Here is a 16724-nt window from a genome sequence, read left to right on the forward strand (position 1 = left end):
GGTCCACTCCACTGCTCGACAGGGTGGCGAGCGCCTCCTCTCCCGTGGCGGCCTCCTGGACGGTGTAGCCCGCGGAGCGCAGGAGGAGCGCGGTGGTGGCGCGCATGTTGCGCTGGTCGTCCACGACCAGGATGCGACCGCGCGGGGGAGGAGTCGATGCATCGTTCACGGCGGACTCGTCGGCTGGGTGAGGGGAAGACGGAAGGTGAAGGTGGTGCCACGCCCCGGGGCACTCTCCAGGGACAAGTCCCCGTGGTGCTCCTCGATGATGCGCTTGACCACCGCGAGGCCCAGCCCGGTGCCCTGGGCCTTGGTGGTGAAGAAGGGCTCGAAGACGCGGTGGACGAGCTCGGTGGGGATGCCACAGCCCTGGTCCGCCACGTCGATGCGCAGCATCTCCCGGGGGCCATGCACCTCGCGCCGGGAGCGCACCTGCACCAACCCGCCCTGCGGCATGGACTGGAGGGCGTTGAGGAGCACGTTGACGAGGACCTGGCGGATGAGGCGCCGGTCCAAGGGCACCCGGGGCAGCTCCGGCTCCACCTCGATGGAGAGGGTGATGCGGCCATTGCCCCCCTGACAGGTCCGTGCGAATTCCACGGCGTCCTGCAGCAGCCGGGGGATGTCCTCGGCGTGCAGGATGGGCTCGCGCGGGCGGGTGAAGTCCAGCAGGGCACCCACCATGCGGTCGAGCCGATCGCTCTCCTCCGCGAGGATGTCCAGCAGCATGACCTGATCGCCCTCGGGCTTGAGCATGCGGCGCAGCGAGGCCACGGCGTTGAAGATGGTGCCCAGGGGGTTGCGCACCTCGTGGGCCACGATGGCGGACAGCTCACCGAGCGCGACCAGGCGCTCGCGCTTGACCATCTCCGCGCGCGCGGCGGCCAGCTCCGCGTACGAGGCCCAGAGCGACTCGTAGAGGCGCGCGTTGGCGATGGCCAGGGCAATCTGCCCACACGTGGCCTCGGCCAGCTCGATGAAGGAGGGACCGAAGACGCGCGGGCCGCGGGTGTCGTCCACCAGCACCACGCCGATGAGCTCCTCGCGCGAGGTGAGCGGCAGCGCCAGCACGGCCTTCTCGTCGAAGCGGCGGGCGAGCTCGTGCTGCGCCATGCCCTCGACCTTCGACAGGTCCGGCAGGGCGATGGGCCGACGCTCGCGGGCCACGCGCGCGGAGACGCTGTCGGGGTCCTGCACCGGAATCACCACGGTGCGGAAGAAGTCGCGGTGGGTGACGGAGGCCGCGGAACCCCGCAGGACACCGGCCTGCTCGTCATGCAGGAGGATGAAGCAGTTGGAGACGTCCAGCAGCTTGACGAGGAAGTCCGCGGCCACGTCCAGGATGGTGGCCACCTCCAGGGTGGCGGTGGTGGTGCGGGCCAGGTCCAGCAGCAGGCGCGTGTCGGCGAGCTGCCGGGCGGACTCGGCGCGCAGGCGGCGCTGGTCGAGCAGCGTCATCAGCAGCTCGGACAGGGGCCCCAGCAGCCGCAAGTCCGCCCCATTGAAGGGGCGCCCCGGAGCACGCACCACCTGGAGGAGGCCCCGAGGGTGGCCGCCATGGGACAGGCGCATCGCCGCGCCACAGCCCAGGCGCCCGCCGGTGGCCCGCATCAACGCCCCCTCCTCGCCCTCGGTGGAGAGCACCGCGCCCCGAGCCGCCGCCAGCGAGGGCGACATCCCCCCCAGGGGCGCGGCGAGCACCGCGCGCAGGTCTCCGTCCAGGCCCACGTGGGCCGAGAGGCTCAACGCCCCCTCGGGCGACTCGGGGACGTACAGCAGCACGGCCTCCGCGCCGAGCAGCGTGGCCAGTCGCTCGAGGAAGTCCTCGGGCGTGGGCGGCTCGGGTTGGGCGACGAAGCGCGCCGCCTCGGCCACGGCCACCATCTCCCACCGGCCCCGCTCCACGTCCGCCAGCAGCCGCGCGTCGGTGAGGGCCGCCCCCACCACCTTGGCGAAGAGCGCCAGCACCGAGCCATACGAGGGCGACAGCCCCGAGCCCGCCACCCACAGCACCTCCGACACCGTGGTGCCGAGCGGCAGGTAGACATGGGTGGACTCGTGGCCCGGAATGGAGCCGAAGACGGGCCGTCCCTCGGAGAGCGCCCGCAGGCCCAGCGCCGAGTCCTCCAGCGGCGGGCCCCCGTCGCGAGCGGTGAAGCCCTCGCCGTCGCGCCACAGGAAGCGCGCGGAGAGGCCCGCACGGGTGAGGCCCGCGAGGGCCCCCCGCCGCACCGCCTCCTCCGAGCGCGCCGCGACGAGCTCCGCGGACGTCTCCACCAGGCGCTCGGCGAGCTCCAACTCCGCGGGCCGTGCTCCCAGCACCACGCAGTTGATGAGCTGCGCCCGGCCCCCCTCCTCCAGCTCCACCTCCTGCACGTGGACCGCCACCTCGCGCACGCCCCGGTTCGAGGTCGCCGGCAGCAGGTAGCGCCGGGGCTCCGCCTCCTTCAAGGTGCCCGCGTCGCGCAGGCGCTGGCGCACCTCCAGCCGCGCCCGATCCTCCGGGTGGACGAAGTCCAGCATGAAGCGCCCTTCCACCTGCTCCCGGCCCAGCCCCAGCATGTCGAGGTAGGCCTCGTTCGCCACCCACACCCGTCCCGCCCGGGCCACGTAGATGGGGTTGCCGAAGGACTCGATGAGGGACCGCAGGGCGGCCTCGCTGTAACGCCTCGTCATCATGCGCGCCGCAGCACCCGCTTCTCTCCGACCCGGAGCGTCACCTTCTCCCGATCGAAGTACTCCGAGAGGGGGATGACGAACTTCCGGGTCTGGCCCACCAGCTCCTTGAAGGCCTGGGTGGAAATCTCCTTCTTCTCGCGCAGGTGGGCAACCAGCCGCTCCTTCAGCTCGGCCAGCGCTCCCGCGTCGAAGAACAGCTCCTCGCTGACCCCCACCACCCGCCCCTCGGCCACCGCCACCTTCAACAACTCCTGCACCCGCGCCACCGGCAGGTGGAGCCGCTGGGCCAGCTCGTTGAGCGTGGGAGGCGCGAGGCCCGCGCCCGACAGGTCCGCCACCAGCCGCGCCCGCGCCGCCTCCTCGTCCAGGGTGAGCCTCCGGCCCCGCCCCTTGAGGCGCACCACCTCCTTCTCCACCTCCACCTTCCCCGCGTCCCCCAGCGCCTGCACCACCCGGGCGAAGGCGCGCGCGTCCAGCTCGCCCGACAGGCGCTGGCGCAGCTCCTCGCGCGAGAGGCCCTCGCGCAGCGGCTCGCGCTCGTGGAAGGCGGCCAGCAGCGCCAGGGCGCGCGCCTGCAGGCCCTCGAAGACCTCGCCCGAGAGGTAGAGCCGCCGCTCCCGGTCCACCAGCAGCGCCGCGCCCCGCGCACCGAGCAGCTCCAGCGCGCGGGAGAGCACCTTGGGCGCCAGCGCCGAGCGAGCGAAGAGCTCGGCCTGGGTGAGGCCGCGGTAGCCCGACTGGCGCAGCAGCCACGCCACCATGCCGTTGGCGTCCGCCTCCAGCAGCGGGGCCACCACCTCGGAGCCGCCCTTGCGTCGACGCGGCGGGGTGATGGACAGCACGCGCCCACCGGCCAGCGTGGCGCCCCGGCCCGGCAGTGAGCGCGAGCCCCGGAGGATGAAGCGCTGGCCCACCAGCGCCGCCATCGGCTCGGAGAGGCGCAGCTGCGCGAGCGCCGTCTCCCCCGGCTCCAGCTTCTCCAGGTCCAACAGCGCCACCGTGGCCTCCACCTGCGCGGTGCCCAGGTGCAGCAGCAGCTTGCGCCGCTTGGGCAGCGCCACCTCGGCCGCGGGCAGCAGGCTCAGCTCCACGTCCAGCATGTGCGTCTCGGGCACCTCGCCCGCCTTCACCAGCACCATGCCGCGCGCAATCGCCTCGGGCTCCACGCCCGTCAGGTTCACCGCGGTGCGCTGGCCCGCCGCCACCTTCTGCACCGCCTCGCCGTGCATCTGCAGCCCGCGCACGCGCAGGGGCCCGGGCAGGCCCGGCAGCAGCGACACGGCGTCCTCCACCGAGAAGGTGCCGGACAGCAGCGTGCCCGTCACCACCGTGCCAAAGCCCTTGATGGTGAAGGCCCGGTCCACCGGGAGGAACGCGGGGCCCTCCGAGGGGCGCGTGGGCAGTCCCTTCGCGGCCCGGGTGAGCGCGGCGCGCAGCTCGGCCAGCCCCTCCCCCGTCTTCGAGGACACGGGCACCACCGGCGCGCCCTCCAGGAAGGTGCCGGCCACCAGCGCGCCCAGGTCCGCCTCCACCAGCGCGCGCCACTCCGCGCCCAGCTCCGCGAGCAGATCCGACTTGGTGAGCGCGATGACGCCGGCCTTCACGCCCAGCAGCCGGCAGATGTCCAGGTGCTCGCGCGTCTGGGGCATCACGCCCTCGTCCGCCGCCACCACCAGCACCGCCAGGTCCACCCCGCCGGCGCCCGCCACCATCGCCTTGACGAAGCGCTCGTGCCCGGGCACGTCCACCACGCCCGCCACCGTGCCATCGTCCAGCTGGAGATGGGCGAACCCCAGCTCCAGCGTGATCCCCCGGCGCTTCTCTTCCTTCAGCCTGTCGGTGTCGATACCGGTGAGCGCCTTGACCAGTGACGTCTTGCCGTGATCGATGTGCCCCGCGGTACCGATGATCATCTCGCCCGGCTCTCCCCTCGGCTACGCCCCCGCCTTGTCCGGATCCACGTCGAAGCGGTCGTCCTCGGTGACGGCCTCGTAGTCCCACGGGAAGACGACGAGGGCCTCGGTGGGCAGCGCGCAGAAGCCCGGGGCGAAGCCACCGGGGCGGGCCACCAGGGCGGCGGTGTCCACCTCCTTGGCGCCCACCTTCTGCGCCAGGGCCGTGGCCAGCTCCAGCGTGTCGCCGCTGGAGACGACATCGTCCACGATGAGCACGCGCTTGCCCTTGAGCTCGCGCGGCATCTCCCCGCTCAGCTTCGGCTTGGCGGCGCCCTTGTCCCGGCTGCGGCGGCTGATGCGCACCGGGTAGAACTCACAGCCGAGCGCGCTCGAGAGCGCCCCGCCCACGAACACGCCCCCGTGCGCCACGCCGACTACCGCCTGGGGCTTGTACGTCTTGCTGATGGAGACCGCGAGCGCCTGCACCGCGCGGTCGAACTCCGCCCAGGACAGCTCCTGGACGCTGCTCTTCTGTCGCGATTGGTCCCTCCCGGTGAGCTGGCGCGGCGCCTCCGCCTGGGGCGCGAGAATCATGTCCGATGGAATGGAGACGAGCTTCTCCACCTGCTGATTCGGGGAAGGCTTGCCCTTGCTGCCCTTGGGCGGTGCCTTGGGCGCCGCCTTGGACGCCGCCTTGGGCGTTGCCCGCTTGGTGGCCACGGTGAGGACTCCGGGGAGTGAGGTGCGGTGCCGTCATACTCCGGTGGGCGCAGCCCCGCCACCCCCGACCGAGCCTGCTCGCCTGCTCCTGGCTCAGCTCGTGGCCGAGGCCATGGCCGCCAACATCTCGCGAATCTCGTCCCCGCTGACGACGTAGCGCGTCGTGCAGAAGTGACAGTCCGCCTCGGCCTGACCTTCCTTGGCGAGGATGTCCTCCAGCTCCTCGCGCCCCAGGGACAGCAGGGCCCGCTTCACCCGGTCCTTGCTGCAGGAGCAGGTGTAGGCGACGGGGTAGCGGGACATCACCTCCAGGTCCGGCTCGGGCACCAGCGCCTTGAGGAGGGCCGCCGCCCCCTGGTGGGCGTGGACCCGCACAGTGCCCTCGAACTGTCCGGCGAGCCGGGTACCGAGCGCTCGGAAGGCGTCCGGGTCCCCATTGGGCAGGGTCTGGAGGAGCATGCCCACCACGCTGCCCAGCGGCTCCAGGGTGCCGTCGGACTGGGTCGGCAGCACGGTGAGGTAGACGCGCGTGGGGACCTGGTCCGAGATGGTGAAGTAGCGCTCCAGGTCCTTCGCCAGGTCGAAGGCCTCCAGCTCCACCGCGGAGCGGTAGTACTCGCCGCCGCCCAGGTCGCGCAGCACGGAGAGGAAGCCCTTGTTCCCGAGCGCCGGACGCCAGTGGTACTCGCCCTCGGAGCCCACGTGGGCCACGAGGGGATTCTTGCTGTAGCCGCGCAGCACGCCCGAGGTGTCGCCGTCCACGAAGAGGCCCCGCAGGGCCCCGTCGCACTCGAGCTGGAGGTTCACGCGCGAGTCGCCCTTCTGCAGGGAGGCGAGCAGGGCGGCGGCGGTCAGGGCCTGCGCCAGCAGCGAGGCGGAAGCCGAGGCGGAGTGGTGCAGCTCCCGCGCCCGGCGGGACAGTTCGCCCGCGGTGACGAGCACCACGCGCAGGTCGGTTTCCTTCAGGAGTCCACTGACGAGTTCATCGGCCATAGCAGTTGGAACTAGCGTGCCCACCCGCGAGCCGCTCGCCAATGCCGGAATGGCGGCCCTTGCCCGGGGGGCGGCCAGCGGGGCCTCCTGGCAGGCATCACCCCGGCTGATACCTCCGTGCGTCCTGACGCCAGGGGCTGATGGCGGAAACTCCTACCCGTTGGCGGGGACGGGCTATAACGCCCTGTCCGTCCCACTCGACGCGGCCCCCATCCGCGCGATGTCCGGAGTACCGATGAGCACCCAAGCCGCAGCCGCCGTTCCCCAGAAGACGCCGCTCCTCCAGTCCCGCCTGGGCTCGTTCCTCGCCGTGGTGCCGCTGAGCATCTGGGTGGTGAACCACCTGTGGGACAACCTCGCCGCCTTCCAGGGCGCCGAGGCCTGGCAGTCCTCGGTGACGCAGTACAAGCACCCGTACGCGCAGATCGCCACGTTCCTCATCGTCATCCTGCCCCTGCTCTTCCACACCGGCTGGGGCGTCGTGCGGCTGTTGAGCTTCCGGCCCAACAACGCGGCCTACCCGTACTACAGCAACCTCAAGTACATCCTTCAGCGCGCGGCCGGCGTCGCCCTCATCTTCTTCCTCGGCGCGCACATGTGGCTGGCCTTCCTGCACCCGCGCCTCGTCCAGGGTCACGCGGAGCCGTTCGCGGACATCGCCCGGGAGATGCACTTCCACCCGCCGACCATCACCGTCTACGTGCTGGGCGTGCTGGCCACGGCGTACCACATCGCCAACGGCCTGCAGGGCTTCGCCATGGGCTGGGGTCTGCTGGCCTCCGAGCGCTCCATGCGCCGCTTCGAGCCGTGGTCCATCGTCATCTTCCTGGTGCTGCTGGCCATGGGCTGGGGCGCCATCTTCGCGCTCTACCGCGCCGGCGCCGCCTACGGGTGAGCCCCGGGGGGAGCAGTCCCCCTCCCCTCGCCTGAAACGACAACGGCCGCCCCGGTCTCCCGGGAGCGGCCGTTGCACTTTCACGAGGCGCGGAGCCTAGAACGGGATGTCGTCGTCCCCGCCACCGCTGCCGCCACCACCACCACCACCGCCTTCGTCCATGCCCATCGGAGGCGGGCCGTAGTCGTCGTAGCCACCACCCTGCTGCTGGCCCCCGCCGCGCTGCTGCGAGTAGCCGCCGCGGCCACCACCGCCGCCGCCGCCACCGCCCGAGCCCGCTCCGGCGCCGTCACGGCCGCCGAGGAAGGTCACCGCGTTGGCCACCACCTCGGTGGTGTAGTTCTTCCGGTTCTCCTTGTCCGTCCACTCGCGCGTCTGCAGGCGACCCTCGACGTAGCACTGGCGGCCCTTCTTCAGGTACTCGCCGCAGAGCTCCGCGAGCTTCCCCCACACCACGATGCGGTGCCACTCCGTGCGCTCCTGCTTCTGGCCGTTCTTGTCGGTCCAGGTGTCGCTGGTCGCGATACGGAAGTTGGCCACTGCCTGGCCACCCGGGGTGAAGCGCACCTCGGGATCCGCTCCGAGGTTGCCAATGAGGATGACCTTGTTGACTCCTCCAGCCATGACGCCGTCCTTTCTCTTCGAGGACTGGCCCACCACGGGCCAGTCACGTGCGTCCAGATGCGGCCAAGCATAGCCCGCATCCGGGTCGCCCTATAGCATACGCCCAAAGTCCCACCTGAACAGGATTTCACCCGGTGGGGGGCGCTTGCTCGGAGGGCGACAGAAGCAGCGAGCCAGGGGCTCACCCGCCTGGACGGGTCTCGGCGGTGCGCTCGATGGGGCCGGGCCCCATCTGGACGGCGGAGGCCGGGGCCACCACCTGGGCGGGCACGAGCTGCTGGGGCCGGGGGGCCTTCTCCTCGGCCACCTTGCGCGACAGCGTGCCCTCCAGCGAGCGGGCGAAGTCCGCCAGCTTCGTGTCGGTGGAGCCGAGGCTCTTCTTCAGCGCCTTCCAGAAGGGGTGATCCGCCTCGCCCGTCTGGACGAGCCCGCGCGCCAGCAGGCTGGTGGTCACCTCGCGCTCTTGGGCCGAGGCGCCGCGCAGCGCCTGCACCAGCTCCTCGGGCGCCGTGCGGGCCACCGCGCCCAGGCCCTCGGCCATCTCGCCCTCGGAGGAGATGTCGCCCGAGGAGGCCCCGGCCAGCTCGATGATGCGGGTGAGCGCCTCGGCGTTGCCGCTGGCGGCCAGCTCCACGAGGCTGCCCAGGCCGGGCACCTCCACCGCCAGCTCCCGCGCCACCGTGCGCAGCCGGCCGTACACCTCCGTGCCCGCCGAGTAGCTGTCCAGCAGCGTGCGCACCCCGAGGTAGTCCTGCGGGTTGGACTGGTAGAGGCTCTCGGCCACCACCGCCCGCACCGCCGGGTCCCTCTCGCTGCGCCACGCCGTGCGCAGGAAGCCGATGTTGCGCGGATCCCTCTGGCTGCCGAGCGCCAGGTACGTCTTCACCCGGCTGGACACCTCCGCCGTCGGGCTGTTCGCCTTCTCACCGCTGGCCAGCTCGGCCACGGCGCGCCCCGGGCCCATGGAGGAGCCCACCGAGGCCACCGCCGCGCCCAGCGCATCCAGCCCGCGCACCACCGGTCCGGAGCGGCCCGGGTAGTCGTTGACCATCATGGAGAAGATGAACTTCTCCCCACCGGCCGCCTGCACGTAGCCACTCAGGGCCGTCACGTTCTCCAGCGTGCCCGTCTTGGCGCGCAGCCGGCCCACGGCCTCGGTGCCGTCGAAGCGGTACTTGAGCGTGCCGTCCTTGCCGGCGATGCCCAGCGAGGAGAGGTACTCGGGCGCCAGCGGGAAGCGCTCGTACATGTAGCGGAGGATCCGGTCGAACTGCGCGGCGGAGAAGCGGTTGGTGTCGTTGAGGCCGCTGCCGTTCTTCATCACGTAGGTGCCGCGAGGAATGCCCACCTCGCGCGCGAGGAAGTCCTCCACCACGTCGATGCCCTTGGCGAAGGAGCCCGGAGCGCCTCGCGCCTCGGCGCCCATCGTCTTGAGGAGCGTCTCGGCCACGAAGTTGCTGGACAGCTTGTTGAGGCGCTTGAGGATGATGTCGAAGGTGTCCGAGGTGGACACGTACACCAGCTTCGTCGCCTTGGAGGGCGTGGTGGCCAGCTTCACCTTGCCCTTCACCTTGATGCCCCGCGCGTTCATCAGCTGCTTGAGCGTCTGGCCGAAGTACATGGGCGGGTTGTCGATCTTCTTGTACACGCTCATGTAGCCGCCGGCTTCCGGCACCTGGCCCCGCACGATGATCTTCTGCTGGGCGCCAGCCGCGTCCGAGGCCACCGAGAAGCGGCGGGCCCGGCGGTTGCCGGTGGTCAGCGCGTTCTCCACCACGAAGAAGTCGCTCTGCGGCTCGATCTCCACCACGCCCTTGGCGCCCACGGCCTCGCCGGGGCGCAGGAACACGCCCACCGCGTTCCAGTTGAGGCTCACCGCGCCGGTGGGGGCCATGTAGGCCCGATCCGACTCCTCCTGGTCATAGCCGGGAGGGGTGCGCTCGGCGTCGAACCACGAGTCGTCCACGACGATGTCCTGCACCTCGCGCAGGCCGGTGTGGAAGAGGTCCCCGACGATGGCGTAGAGGCGCTCGGTGGTGATGGAGGGGTCGCCCTTGCCACGCACGTAGAGCGTCTTGGCCTTGAGGCCGTCGGACTCCTGCTCCACGAGGAACTCGGTCTCGAAGCGGTACTCGGGCCCGAGGGTGACGAGCGCCGCCGCCGAGGTGACGAGCTTCACGTTGGAGGCGGGGTTGAGCAGCTCGTCGGCGTTCTGGCTGAACACGACGGAGCCGTCATCGAGGCTCATCATGTGGACGCCCACACGACTCGCGTTGAGGGGTTCGCGTTGCAGAACCTGAAGCAACGAAGCCTTGAGGGCCTCGCGCTCGGCGCGCTTCTTGTCGTCCGCGGCGGCAACACCGGCGCGCGGAAGCGTGACGAAAAGGGCAACCGTCACGGCCAAGAGGGTTTTGGCTCGGTGGACCTGCACGTGCTCTCCGGGGAAGGTGGCGGCCATTATGGGAGGGGGCGTCTGGAGCGGCAAGGGAGACACTTGACCGGTACGGGCGTCCGGGTGCCCGGCCTTCCACCAGACAGCAAAGCGGCGTGACAACGTGTTGACTCGTGCTCGCTTCCTCAAAAGAAGCGACCGGGCAGGCATGCAGGACTCACGAGGGGAACATACCCACCCGCGCCGACATGGCGGCGGGACTCCCGAGGGAGTGAGAGGCGCTCCGACAGCCCAGGGACGGCGACGCTCGGCCGGCCCTGACTACCAGGGAATTGCCCGGCGGTCGCGAAAGAAGCCTCCCGTGGGGCCGTCCGGGGGCAGCGTCGCCGCCCAGACGAGCGTGTCCGCCCCCTCCTCCACCCCACGCGAGGCCCCCGCCCCGCCCATGCGCGTCCGCACCCAGCCCGGGCAGACGGCGTTCACGAGCAGGTGCCGCGCCTTCAGCTCCTCGGCGAGCAGGCGCGTCAGGGTGTTGAGCCCCACCTTCGAGACCCGGTAGGCCGAGCCCGGCCAGCCCTTCTCCGTGTACTGGTCGCTGCGTACGTCCTCGAGGAAGGCGCGCACGTGGGCGACCAGCTCCTCCTGGGAGGGAGGCGGGTCGAAGCGCCGGCGGGCCGTCGGGGACAGGCCCCGCAGCTCGCCCATGCCGCTGGACACCATGACGATGCGGCCGTGCTCGGCCATGAGGGGCAGCAGGCGCCGCGTGAGGTGCATCACCCCGAAGAAGTTCACGGCGAGGGTCCGCTCGACGACGTCCGCGTTGAAGCCGTCCAGGGCGATGCCCGCGTTGTTGACGAGCGCCGAGAGCCGGGTGCCCTGGCGCTCCAGCCGATCGGCCAGGTTGGCGATGCTCTCCTGGGAGGTGACGTCGAGGGGCTCGAAGGTCACCTCGAGGCCCTCGGCGTGCAGCGCGGAGGTGGCCTCGGCGCCCGCGGCGATGTCCCGGGCCGCGAGCAGCACCTTCATGCCGAGCCGGCCGAGCTGCCGGCAGACCTCGAGCCCCAGTCCACGATTGCCGCCCGTCACGAGGGCCGTTCCCGTCACCTTCGCCATGTGCCAGTCACCTCCGCTCGGGTTGAGCGAGTCCCGCATGGTAGCGCGTTGGCGCGCTGGCCATGGACAACGGCTGTCCCCGCGGAGGGCGACCGTTGTCCAGCGAATCGAGTGGGAGGGGCGGGCCCTCCTGGGAGAGTCGCCCAGGGAAGGCCCGCCCCTCATGCCAAGGTATCCGCCCTACGGCTTGCCCTTACCCGGCGGGCTCGATGGGCGCGTGGCCGCGGGCCGATTGCTCGGGTCCTCGGGATTGGAGCGGCGCGAGTGCTCCTTGAGCGCGGCCTGGTGCTTGGGACTGGTCGGGTTGATGGCCTCCGACCGCTCGTCGTTGGGACTCTTCGTCTTTTCCTGGTCAGCCATGTGCATCTCCTTTCGAAGGGCGACTCGCCCGCGGTCGAGCGGAATCGCCGTTTTCAAGGTACGAGCCCCACTGCACACCGACAACTCACGCTGGCATCATCTGCATCGATGCAAATGATGCAGGGGCCGATGCAGTGCCGGCTCCTGCATCCAGCACATCCATCCGCCCGGGCAGGAGAATGAGCACATGGACCATCCACTCCAGCAATGGATGAAGGAGGCGGGAATCGGGAATCAGAGCGAGCTCGCGCGTCGGATCATCGAGCGCACTCCCGGTCTCTTCGCCAAGAGCCCCGAGAACGAGCGCTATCGCCGACTGGGCCAACAGCTCTCCCGGCTCAAGCAGGGCACCGTGTCGTGGTGGCGCGGGCAACCGCAGGCACTGCAAGCCCTCGCTGAGATTCTCTCCATTCCCGAGCAGCACATCCTCGAGGGACGAATCCCGGGAGGGCTCATCGAGTTCATCGAGTTCCCAGCCCTCCGCCCGCTGGCGCCCACCACCGAGTCCCCTCCAGAGGGGACGGGCTGGACGAAGTTCCCTGGCAAGGCGGATGGCTCGGCTGGCAGCAAGTTCGACTTCTTCACCAGCACGTGGTGGGACGGCTGTATCTGGCTCCAGGTTCCACCGGGCGCGGGAAAGAGCCTCGCCACCCAAATCCGCCAAGCCCGGAGCGCTCCGCGGACAACCGCCGCGAGGGCCGAGAAGGCCGGACAGCTCGCCGCCGCCCTGGTTGGGGGCAGATCATACAAGACGCATATCCTGGTGGCCGACCGTCTCGCGGCTCTCGAGCTGTCAGGCATCTCCGTGGAGAGCAGGCTCTTCATCGAGCTCGAATCCACCGATCCTCGCACCGACCAGGAAACACTGCGGGCCCTGACCCAGTACGAGTCCGTGGTGGTCCTGGCCTCCTTCCCGCGCCCGGGTGGCGGGCCCTCCTCTGGTAGGGACCGGCTGTTCTTCGAGTCATCCGAACCCACGGGGCCCTGGACGGATCTGGAATGGGGACCCAGGCCCGGCTGGCGTCACGCCTTCATCCAGTGGATGGCCGAACGGCTCGGAGAGGAGCGCAAGGGATTCGAGCCCGAGGAGTTTCACTCCTGGCTGGAGCGGCTCGACCCCGATGGCGTTCTGGTCCGGACGCCTGGGGAGCTCCTCACGCTGGGGAACCTGGCCCACGAGATGGGGGTCCGCCGACTCAACCGCCAGTTCGCGGAGGGCTGGAAGGACATCGCCCGGACGGTGACCCCGCGGATGCTCCACCGGGAGGCGAGGGACGATTCGAGCCGGGCCTTCTGGCTTCGCGCGGCCGGTTCCGAGGCAATCCGCACCCTCACGCTCGCCGCCTTCCGGGACAGCTCCTCCGCCTGGCCTCCCAGCGCATCGCTGGAGGTCTGGGCGGCTCGGCTTCCCTCCAGCCACGCCGCGCCCGCGTCGGAGAAGCTCCTCGATGAGAAGCTGCAGGCCCTCTGCCGGGCCAAGAGCGGGCGCGAGCGCCAGCGGCACGCCCAGGAGGTGAAGGCCGCCACCCGCTCCTTGTCACCCGCCATGGCCATCGACTACCTGCGCTCGACGAGACTGATGCGCGTCCAGCCGGATGGTGGGCTGGGACCCCATCCACGATGGATGGTGGACGCGCTCGCCCGGGAATCCGTCGAGGAGGCGCTCTCTCGTACTCCCGAGACGTGGGGACGCTGGGCCGCGGACCCGGGCCGACAATCCATCGTGGATCGCGCGCTCGACACGCTCCCCCTGCAGAGGCTCCTGGCGCTGGCGGAGCAGGTGGTACGCGCATTCGATGACACCCACCTTGGCCTCGTCGGCGCGGTCGAGGCGCTGTTCTCCGCATGCGCCCGCAAGCTCGAGGACACGCCCGCCCCCCCACAACAGGAACTCTTGAGGAAGCTCGCGCATTGCCAGCTCTCGGTGCTCACCCAGCGCTACGACAACGGTCTCCTCAGCCCTGTCACCCGACCGGGCCACCGTGAGAATTCGAGCAGCTCCTGGCTCGCCGACTGCTGGACCTGGTCCTTCACGGTGGACGCCCCGAACTGGCCGCTGCCGTCAGCCCTGCGCTGGTTCTTTCCCGGCTGGGTCTCCCTTTCGCTCGCGGACGAGGCGGCCCATGAGGTCCTGAACTACATCGACAGGGTGGGCGATGGGACCCACAGGAGCCATGAGCGAATCGTGGCCCGGCTCCCCGCCATTCTCGACCGGTGTTGCGGAGTTCCTCCGCCCCACGAGATTCCCGAGCCCTTGATGCCGGCCTTCATGGTGTGGGCGGCCCGCCGTGGCATCGCGCCCCCGCTGAAACAGGTGGCGCATCTCACCCTGTCCGCCAGCCTGCTCGATGAACTCCTGTGGCGACTCGACCGCGAGGGCCAGGAAGTCCAGGCCACCGTCGCGGCCACACTCTTCCGGGCCCTGGCGAAAACGGCGGGCGGGGTCGCGCACCTGTTCAACCCTCGGGCCGCATTCCCCCTGCGTCCACCCCTCGACTCCTGGCTCCTCGCGCGGCTCGACGAAGCAGCCATCCGCGGAGCCGTCGAGGAGGGCGGTCCCGGCGATCTCCACAGCCCCGCCCTGGTGCCTCCCCGAGTCCTGTATCATGTGGTGCGCCGTTGGCTCGAGCACCAGCACCCCAGGCTGGACGCATCCCTCCGGGGCCTGGGTCCCGAGTACCTGCCAGTGCTCGAGCTCTTCATCGAGAGAGACCACTGGAAGCCGGGAGTGTGTGAGGAGCTGTGGCGGCTCGCCCCCGAACGCGCCTTGCAGCGAGCCCTTCGAGGGCTGGAGCAGGAGGCCCCCTCGCGGGAGTCCCTGATACTGACAGGGGAGCTCTTCTACACGAGCCCTCCCGACAACCATCCCCTGCTCTTCGATGCGCTCGAGGCTCGGCCTGCTGGCTCGCTTCCAGATTGGGCGGCCCGCTGGCTGGCGCGGCAGGTACACACCTCGGGAGCACTCGCGGAACGTGCGTATGTCCTGCAGCTCAAGGTGCGGAAGTCGCGGGTGCGGTAGCACCCTGAGGAGTGCTGTGTCACAACGGTGTGCCCCCATGCCCCCGCTGCTCCGCCCCGTCGTCCTGGCGCTCCTCGTGGCGCTCGTTCCCGGCTGTCGCGCCGAGCGGCCGCCCCCGGGCATCACCGTGCTCATCGAGGCCCCCCCGGAGAGCCTGGACGACCGGCTCACGCTCTCGGCCATGGGCCAGCGCATCGCCCAGCTCATCACCCCGGGCCTCGTCACCCTCGATGACAGCAGCACGCCCGTGCCGGACCTGGCCGAGTCCTTCCGCGAGCTGTCCCCCACCCTCGTGGAGCTCACCCTGCGCCCGGGGCTCACCTTCCATGACGGCAGCGCCCTCACGGCCGAGGACGTGAAGGCCACCTACGACAGCATGTGGGACCCGGCCATCGCCAGCCCCCGAGCGGAGCGCTACGCGGCCATCGAGCGGGTGGAGGTGGTGGACGCGCGCACGGTGCGCTTCCACCTGCGCCGGCCCTACGCGCCGCTGCTCTCCGAGCTGTCCATGGGCATCCTCCCCGCCGAGCGCGCCTCGGCCGCCGGCAAGGAAGCGCAGGGCCGGGCCCCCATCGGCGCGGGCCCCTTCCGCTTCGAGTCCCAGCCGGACGAGGACCATCTCACGCTGGTGCCCTTCGCGGGCCACTACCACGGTGCGCCCGCCATCCCCCGGCTGCACTTCCGCGTGGTGCGCGACGAGACGACGCGCGTGCTGGAGCTGCTCAAGGGGCGGGCGGACCTCGTGCTCAACGCGCTGTCCCCGGCCGTGCTGCCCGCCCTGGAGCGCGAGCCCTCGCTGCGCGTCCTCACCAAGGCGGGCACCGGCTTCGCCTACCTCGGCCTCAACCTGCGCAGCGGGCCGCTCGCGGACGTACGGGTGCGCCGGGCCCTGTGCCACCTCGTCGACGTGGGGCCGCTCGTCACGTACAAGTTCCACGGGCTGGCCGTACCCGCCAACACCCTGCTGCCGCGCACGCACTGGGCCTGGGCGCCCGTCGCCGGCTGCCGGTATGACCCGGAGGAGGCCGCCCGTCTGCTGGACGAGGCCGGCTACCCGGACCCGGATGGCCCTGGCGGCGCGCCCCGCCTCACGCTCCACCTCAAGACGAGCACCGACCGCTTCCGCCGCTCCGTGGCGCTCGTCCTCCAGGAGCAGCTCGCGCGCGGCGGCGTGGCCGTGGAGGTGCGCTCGCTCGAGTTCGGCACCTTCTTCAGCGACATCCGCCGGGGCAACTTCGAGCTCTTCACCCTCAAGTGGGCCTCCGTCATCGAGCCGGACCTGCTGCGCAGCGCGTACCACTCGGGCAACGTGCCCTCGGAGGCCAACCGCTGGGGCGGCTTCAACCGGGGCGCGCTGCGGGACGGGGCGCTCGACGCCCTCCTCGACGAGGCCAGCCAGGTCTCCACCCCCGAGCGCAAGGTGCTCTACACCCGCGTCCAGGAGCGGCTGGACATGCTGATGCCCGTGGTGCCCCTGTGGCACGAGAGCTCCGTGGCGGTCGCCTCCCGCAGGCTCCAGGACTTCGAGCCGAGCGCCCACGGCCGGTTCACCCCGCTGGCGCGGGCGAGGATGGTGAAGCCATGAGGCGGCTCGCCTCGGCGGCGGTGGCCCTGGTGGGCGCGCTGCTGCTCGTCTCGCTCTTCCTCCATCTCGTCCCGGGCGACCCCATCGACGTGATGCTCGGCGAGCAGGCCACGCAGGTGGACCGCGAGGCCCTGCGCCGCGCGGTGGGCCTGGACCAGCCCGCGCACCTCCAGCTCTGGAATTTCACCCGGGACTTCCTCACCGGGGAGCTGCGCACCTCGCTGCCTCCCTTCCAGAAGAAGGTGCTGCCCTCCATCGGCGCGGCCCTGCCCCTCACGCTCCTGCACGCGCTCGCGGCCATGGCCGTGGCCGTGGTGCTGGCCCTGCCCCTCGGGGTGACGGCCGCGGCGCACCGGGGCACGGGGGTGGACACCGCCGCCATGAGCGCGGCCGTGGCCGGCGTGGCCCTGCCCCGCTTCTGGCTCGGGCCGGTGCTCATCATCGTCTTC

11 protein-coding genes and 1 pseudogene are annotated in these 16724 nt (G+C 71.1%); 4 read left to right on the plus strand and 8 right to left on the minus strand.

The window, feature by feature from the left end:
- Positions 1 to 165: 165 nt before the first annotated feature.
- The 4 genes from VF697_RS36520 to VF697_RS36535 form a co-directional block, all read right to left on the minus strand.
- Positions 166 to 2679 carry an ATP-binding protein gene (locus VF697_RS36520; RefSeq protein WP_331102432.1) on the minus strand — a complete coding sequence of 838 codons (2514 nt, stop codon included), beginning with the start codon at positions 2677 to 2679 and terminating at the stop codon, positions 166 to 168.
- On the minus strand, positions 2676 to 4592 hold the full coding sequence (gene selB / locus VF697_RS36525) for a selenocysteine-specific translation elongation factor (RefSeq protein ID WP_331102434.1): 1917 nt from the start codon (positions 4590 to 4592) through the stop codon (positions 2676 to 2678). The genes VF697_RS36520 and selB overlap by 4 nt, the downstream gene beginning before the upstream one ends.
- A gap of 21 nt (positions 4593 to 4613) precedes the next feature.
- Entirely contained in the window at positions 4614 to 5294 is a 681-nt protein-coding gene (locus tag VF697_RS36530) for a phosphoribosyltransferase (RefSeq protein ID WP_331102437.1), read from the minus strand.
- Between the two features lie 93 nt (positions 5295 to 5387).
- Complete coding sequence (locus VF697_RS36535; protein ID WP_331102438.1) at positions 5388 to 6287, minus strand: Hsp33 family molecular chaperone HslO; 900 nt, start codon at positions 6285 to 6287, stop codon at positions 5388 to 5390.
- A 235-nt stretch (positions 6288 to 6522) separates the two neighbouring features.
- Between VF697_RS36535 and VF697_RS36540 the strand changes: the two genes are divergently transcribed.
- A complete protein-coding gene (locus VF697_RS36540; protein ID WP_331102440.1) occupies positions 6523 to 7182 on the plus strand; it encodes a succinate dehydrogenase in 660 nt (219 codons plus the stop codon).
- A 96-nt stretch (positions 7183 to 7278) separates the two neighbouring features.
- On the opposite strand, the gene VF697_RS36545 is transcribed toward VF697_RS36540, so the two are convergent.
- The 4 genes from VF697_RS36545 to VF697_RS36560 all read right to left on the minus strand — a co-directional run bounded on the left by VF697_RS36545 (position 7279) and on the right by VF697_RS36560 (position 11671).
- Positions 7279 to 7806: a single-stranded DNA-binding protein gene (locus VF697_RS36545; protein WP_331102441.1), complete on the minus strand. Its 528-nt coding sequence runs from the start codon at positions 7804 to 7806 to the stop codon at positions 7279 to 7281.
- Between the two features lie 181 nt (positions 7807 to 7987).
- Complete coding sequence (dacB, locus tag VF697_RS36550; protein WP_331102442.1) at positions 7988 to 10237, minus strand: D-alanyl-D-alanine carboxypeptidase/D-alanyl-D-alanine endopeptidase; 2250 nt, start codon at positions 10235 to 10237, stop codon at positions 7988 to 7990.
- A gap of 282 nt (positions 10238 to 10519) precedes the next feature.
- Positions 10520 to 11311 carry an SDR family oxidoreductase gene (locus VF697_RS36555; protein ID WP_331102444.1) on the minus strand — a complete coding sequence of 264 codons (792 nt, stop codon included), beginning with the start codon at positions 11309 to 11311 and terminating at the stop codon, positions 10520 to 10522.
- A gap of 180 nt (positions 11312 to 11491) precedes the next feature.
- A complete protein-coding gene (locus VF697_RS36560; RefSeq protein ID WP_331102445.1) occupies positions 11492 to 11671 on the minus strand; it encodes a hypothetical protein in 180 nt (59 codons plus the stop codon).
- A 187-nt stretch (positions 11672 to 11858) separates the two neighbouring features.
- Between VF697_RS36560 and VF697_RS36565 the strand changes: the two genes are divergently transcribed.
- The 3 genes and pseudogenes from VF697_RS36565 to VF697_RS36575 all read left to right on the plus strand — a co-directional run.
- Positions 11859 to 14690 carry a hypothetical protein gene (locus tag VF697_RS36565; RefSeq protein WP_331102447.1) on the plus strand — a complete coding sequence of 944 codons (2832 nt, stop codon included), beginning with the start codon at positions 11859 to 11861 and terminating at the stop codon, positions 14688 to 14690.
- A gap of 37 nt (positions 14691 to 14727) precedes the next feature.
- Positions 14728 to 16275, plus strand: a complete 1548-nt coding sequence (locus tag VF697_RS36570) for an ABC transporter substrate-binding protein (RefSeq protein WP_331102449.1) — start codon at positions 14728 to 14730, stop codon at positions 16273 to 16275.
- Positions 16272 to 16724: pseudogene (locus VF697_RS36575) on the plus strand (glutathione ABC transporter permease GsiC); the annotation flags it as partial. The gene VF697_RS36570 and the pseudogene VF697_RS36575, both read left to right, overlap by 4 nt.

Source organism: Archangium sp. (genome assembly GCF_036388035.1).
GTDB lineage: Bacteria > Myxococcota > Myxococcia > Myxococcales > Myxococcaceae > Archangium.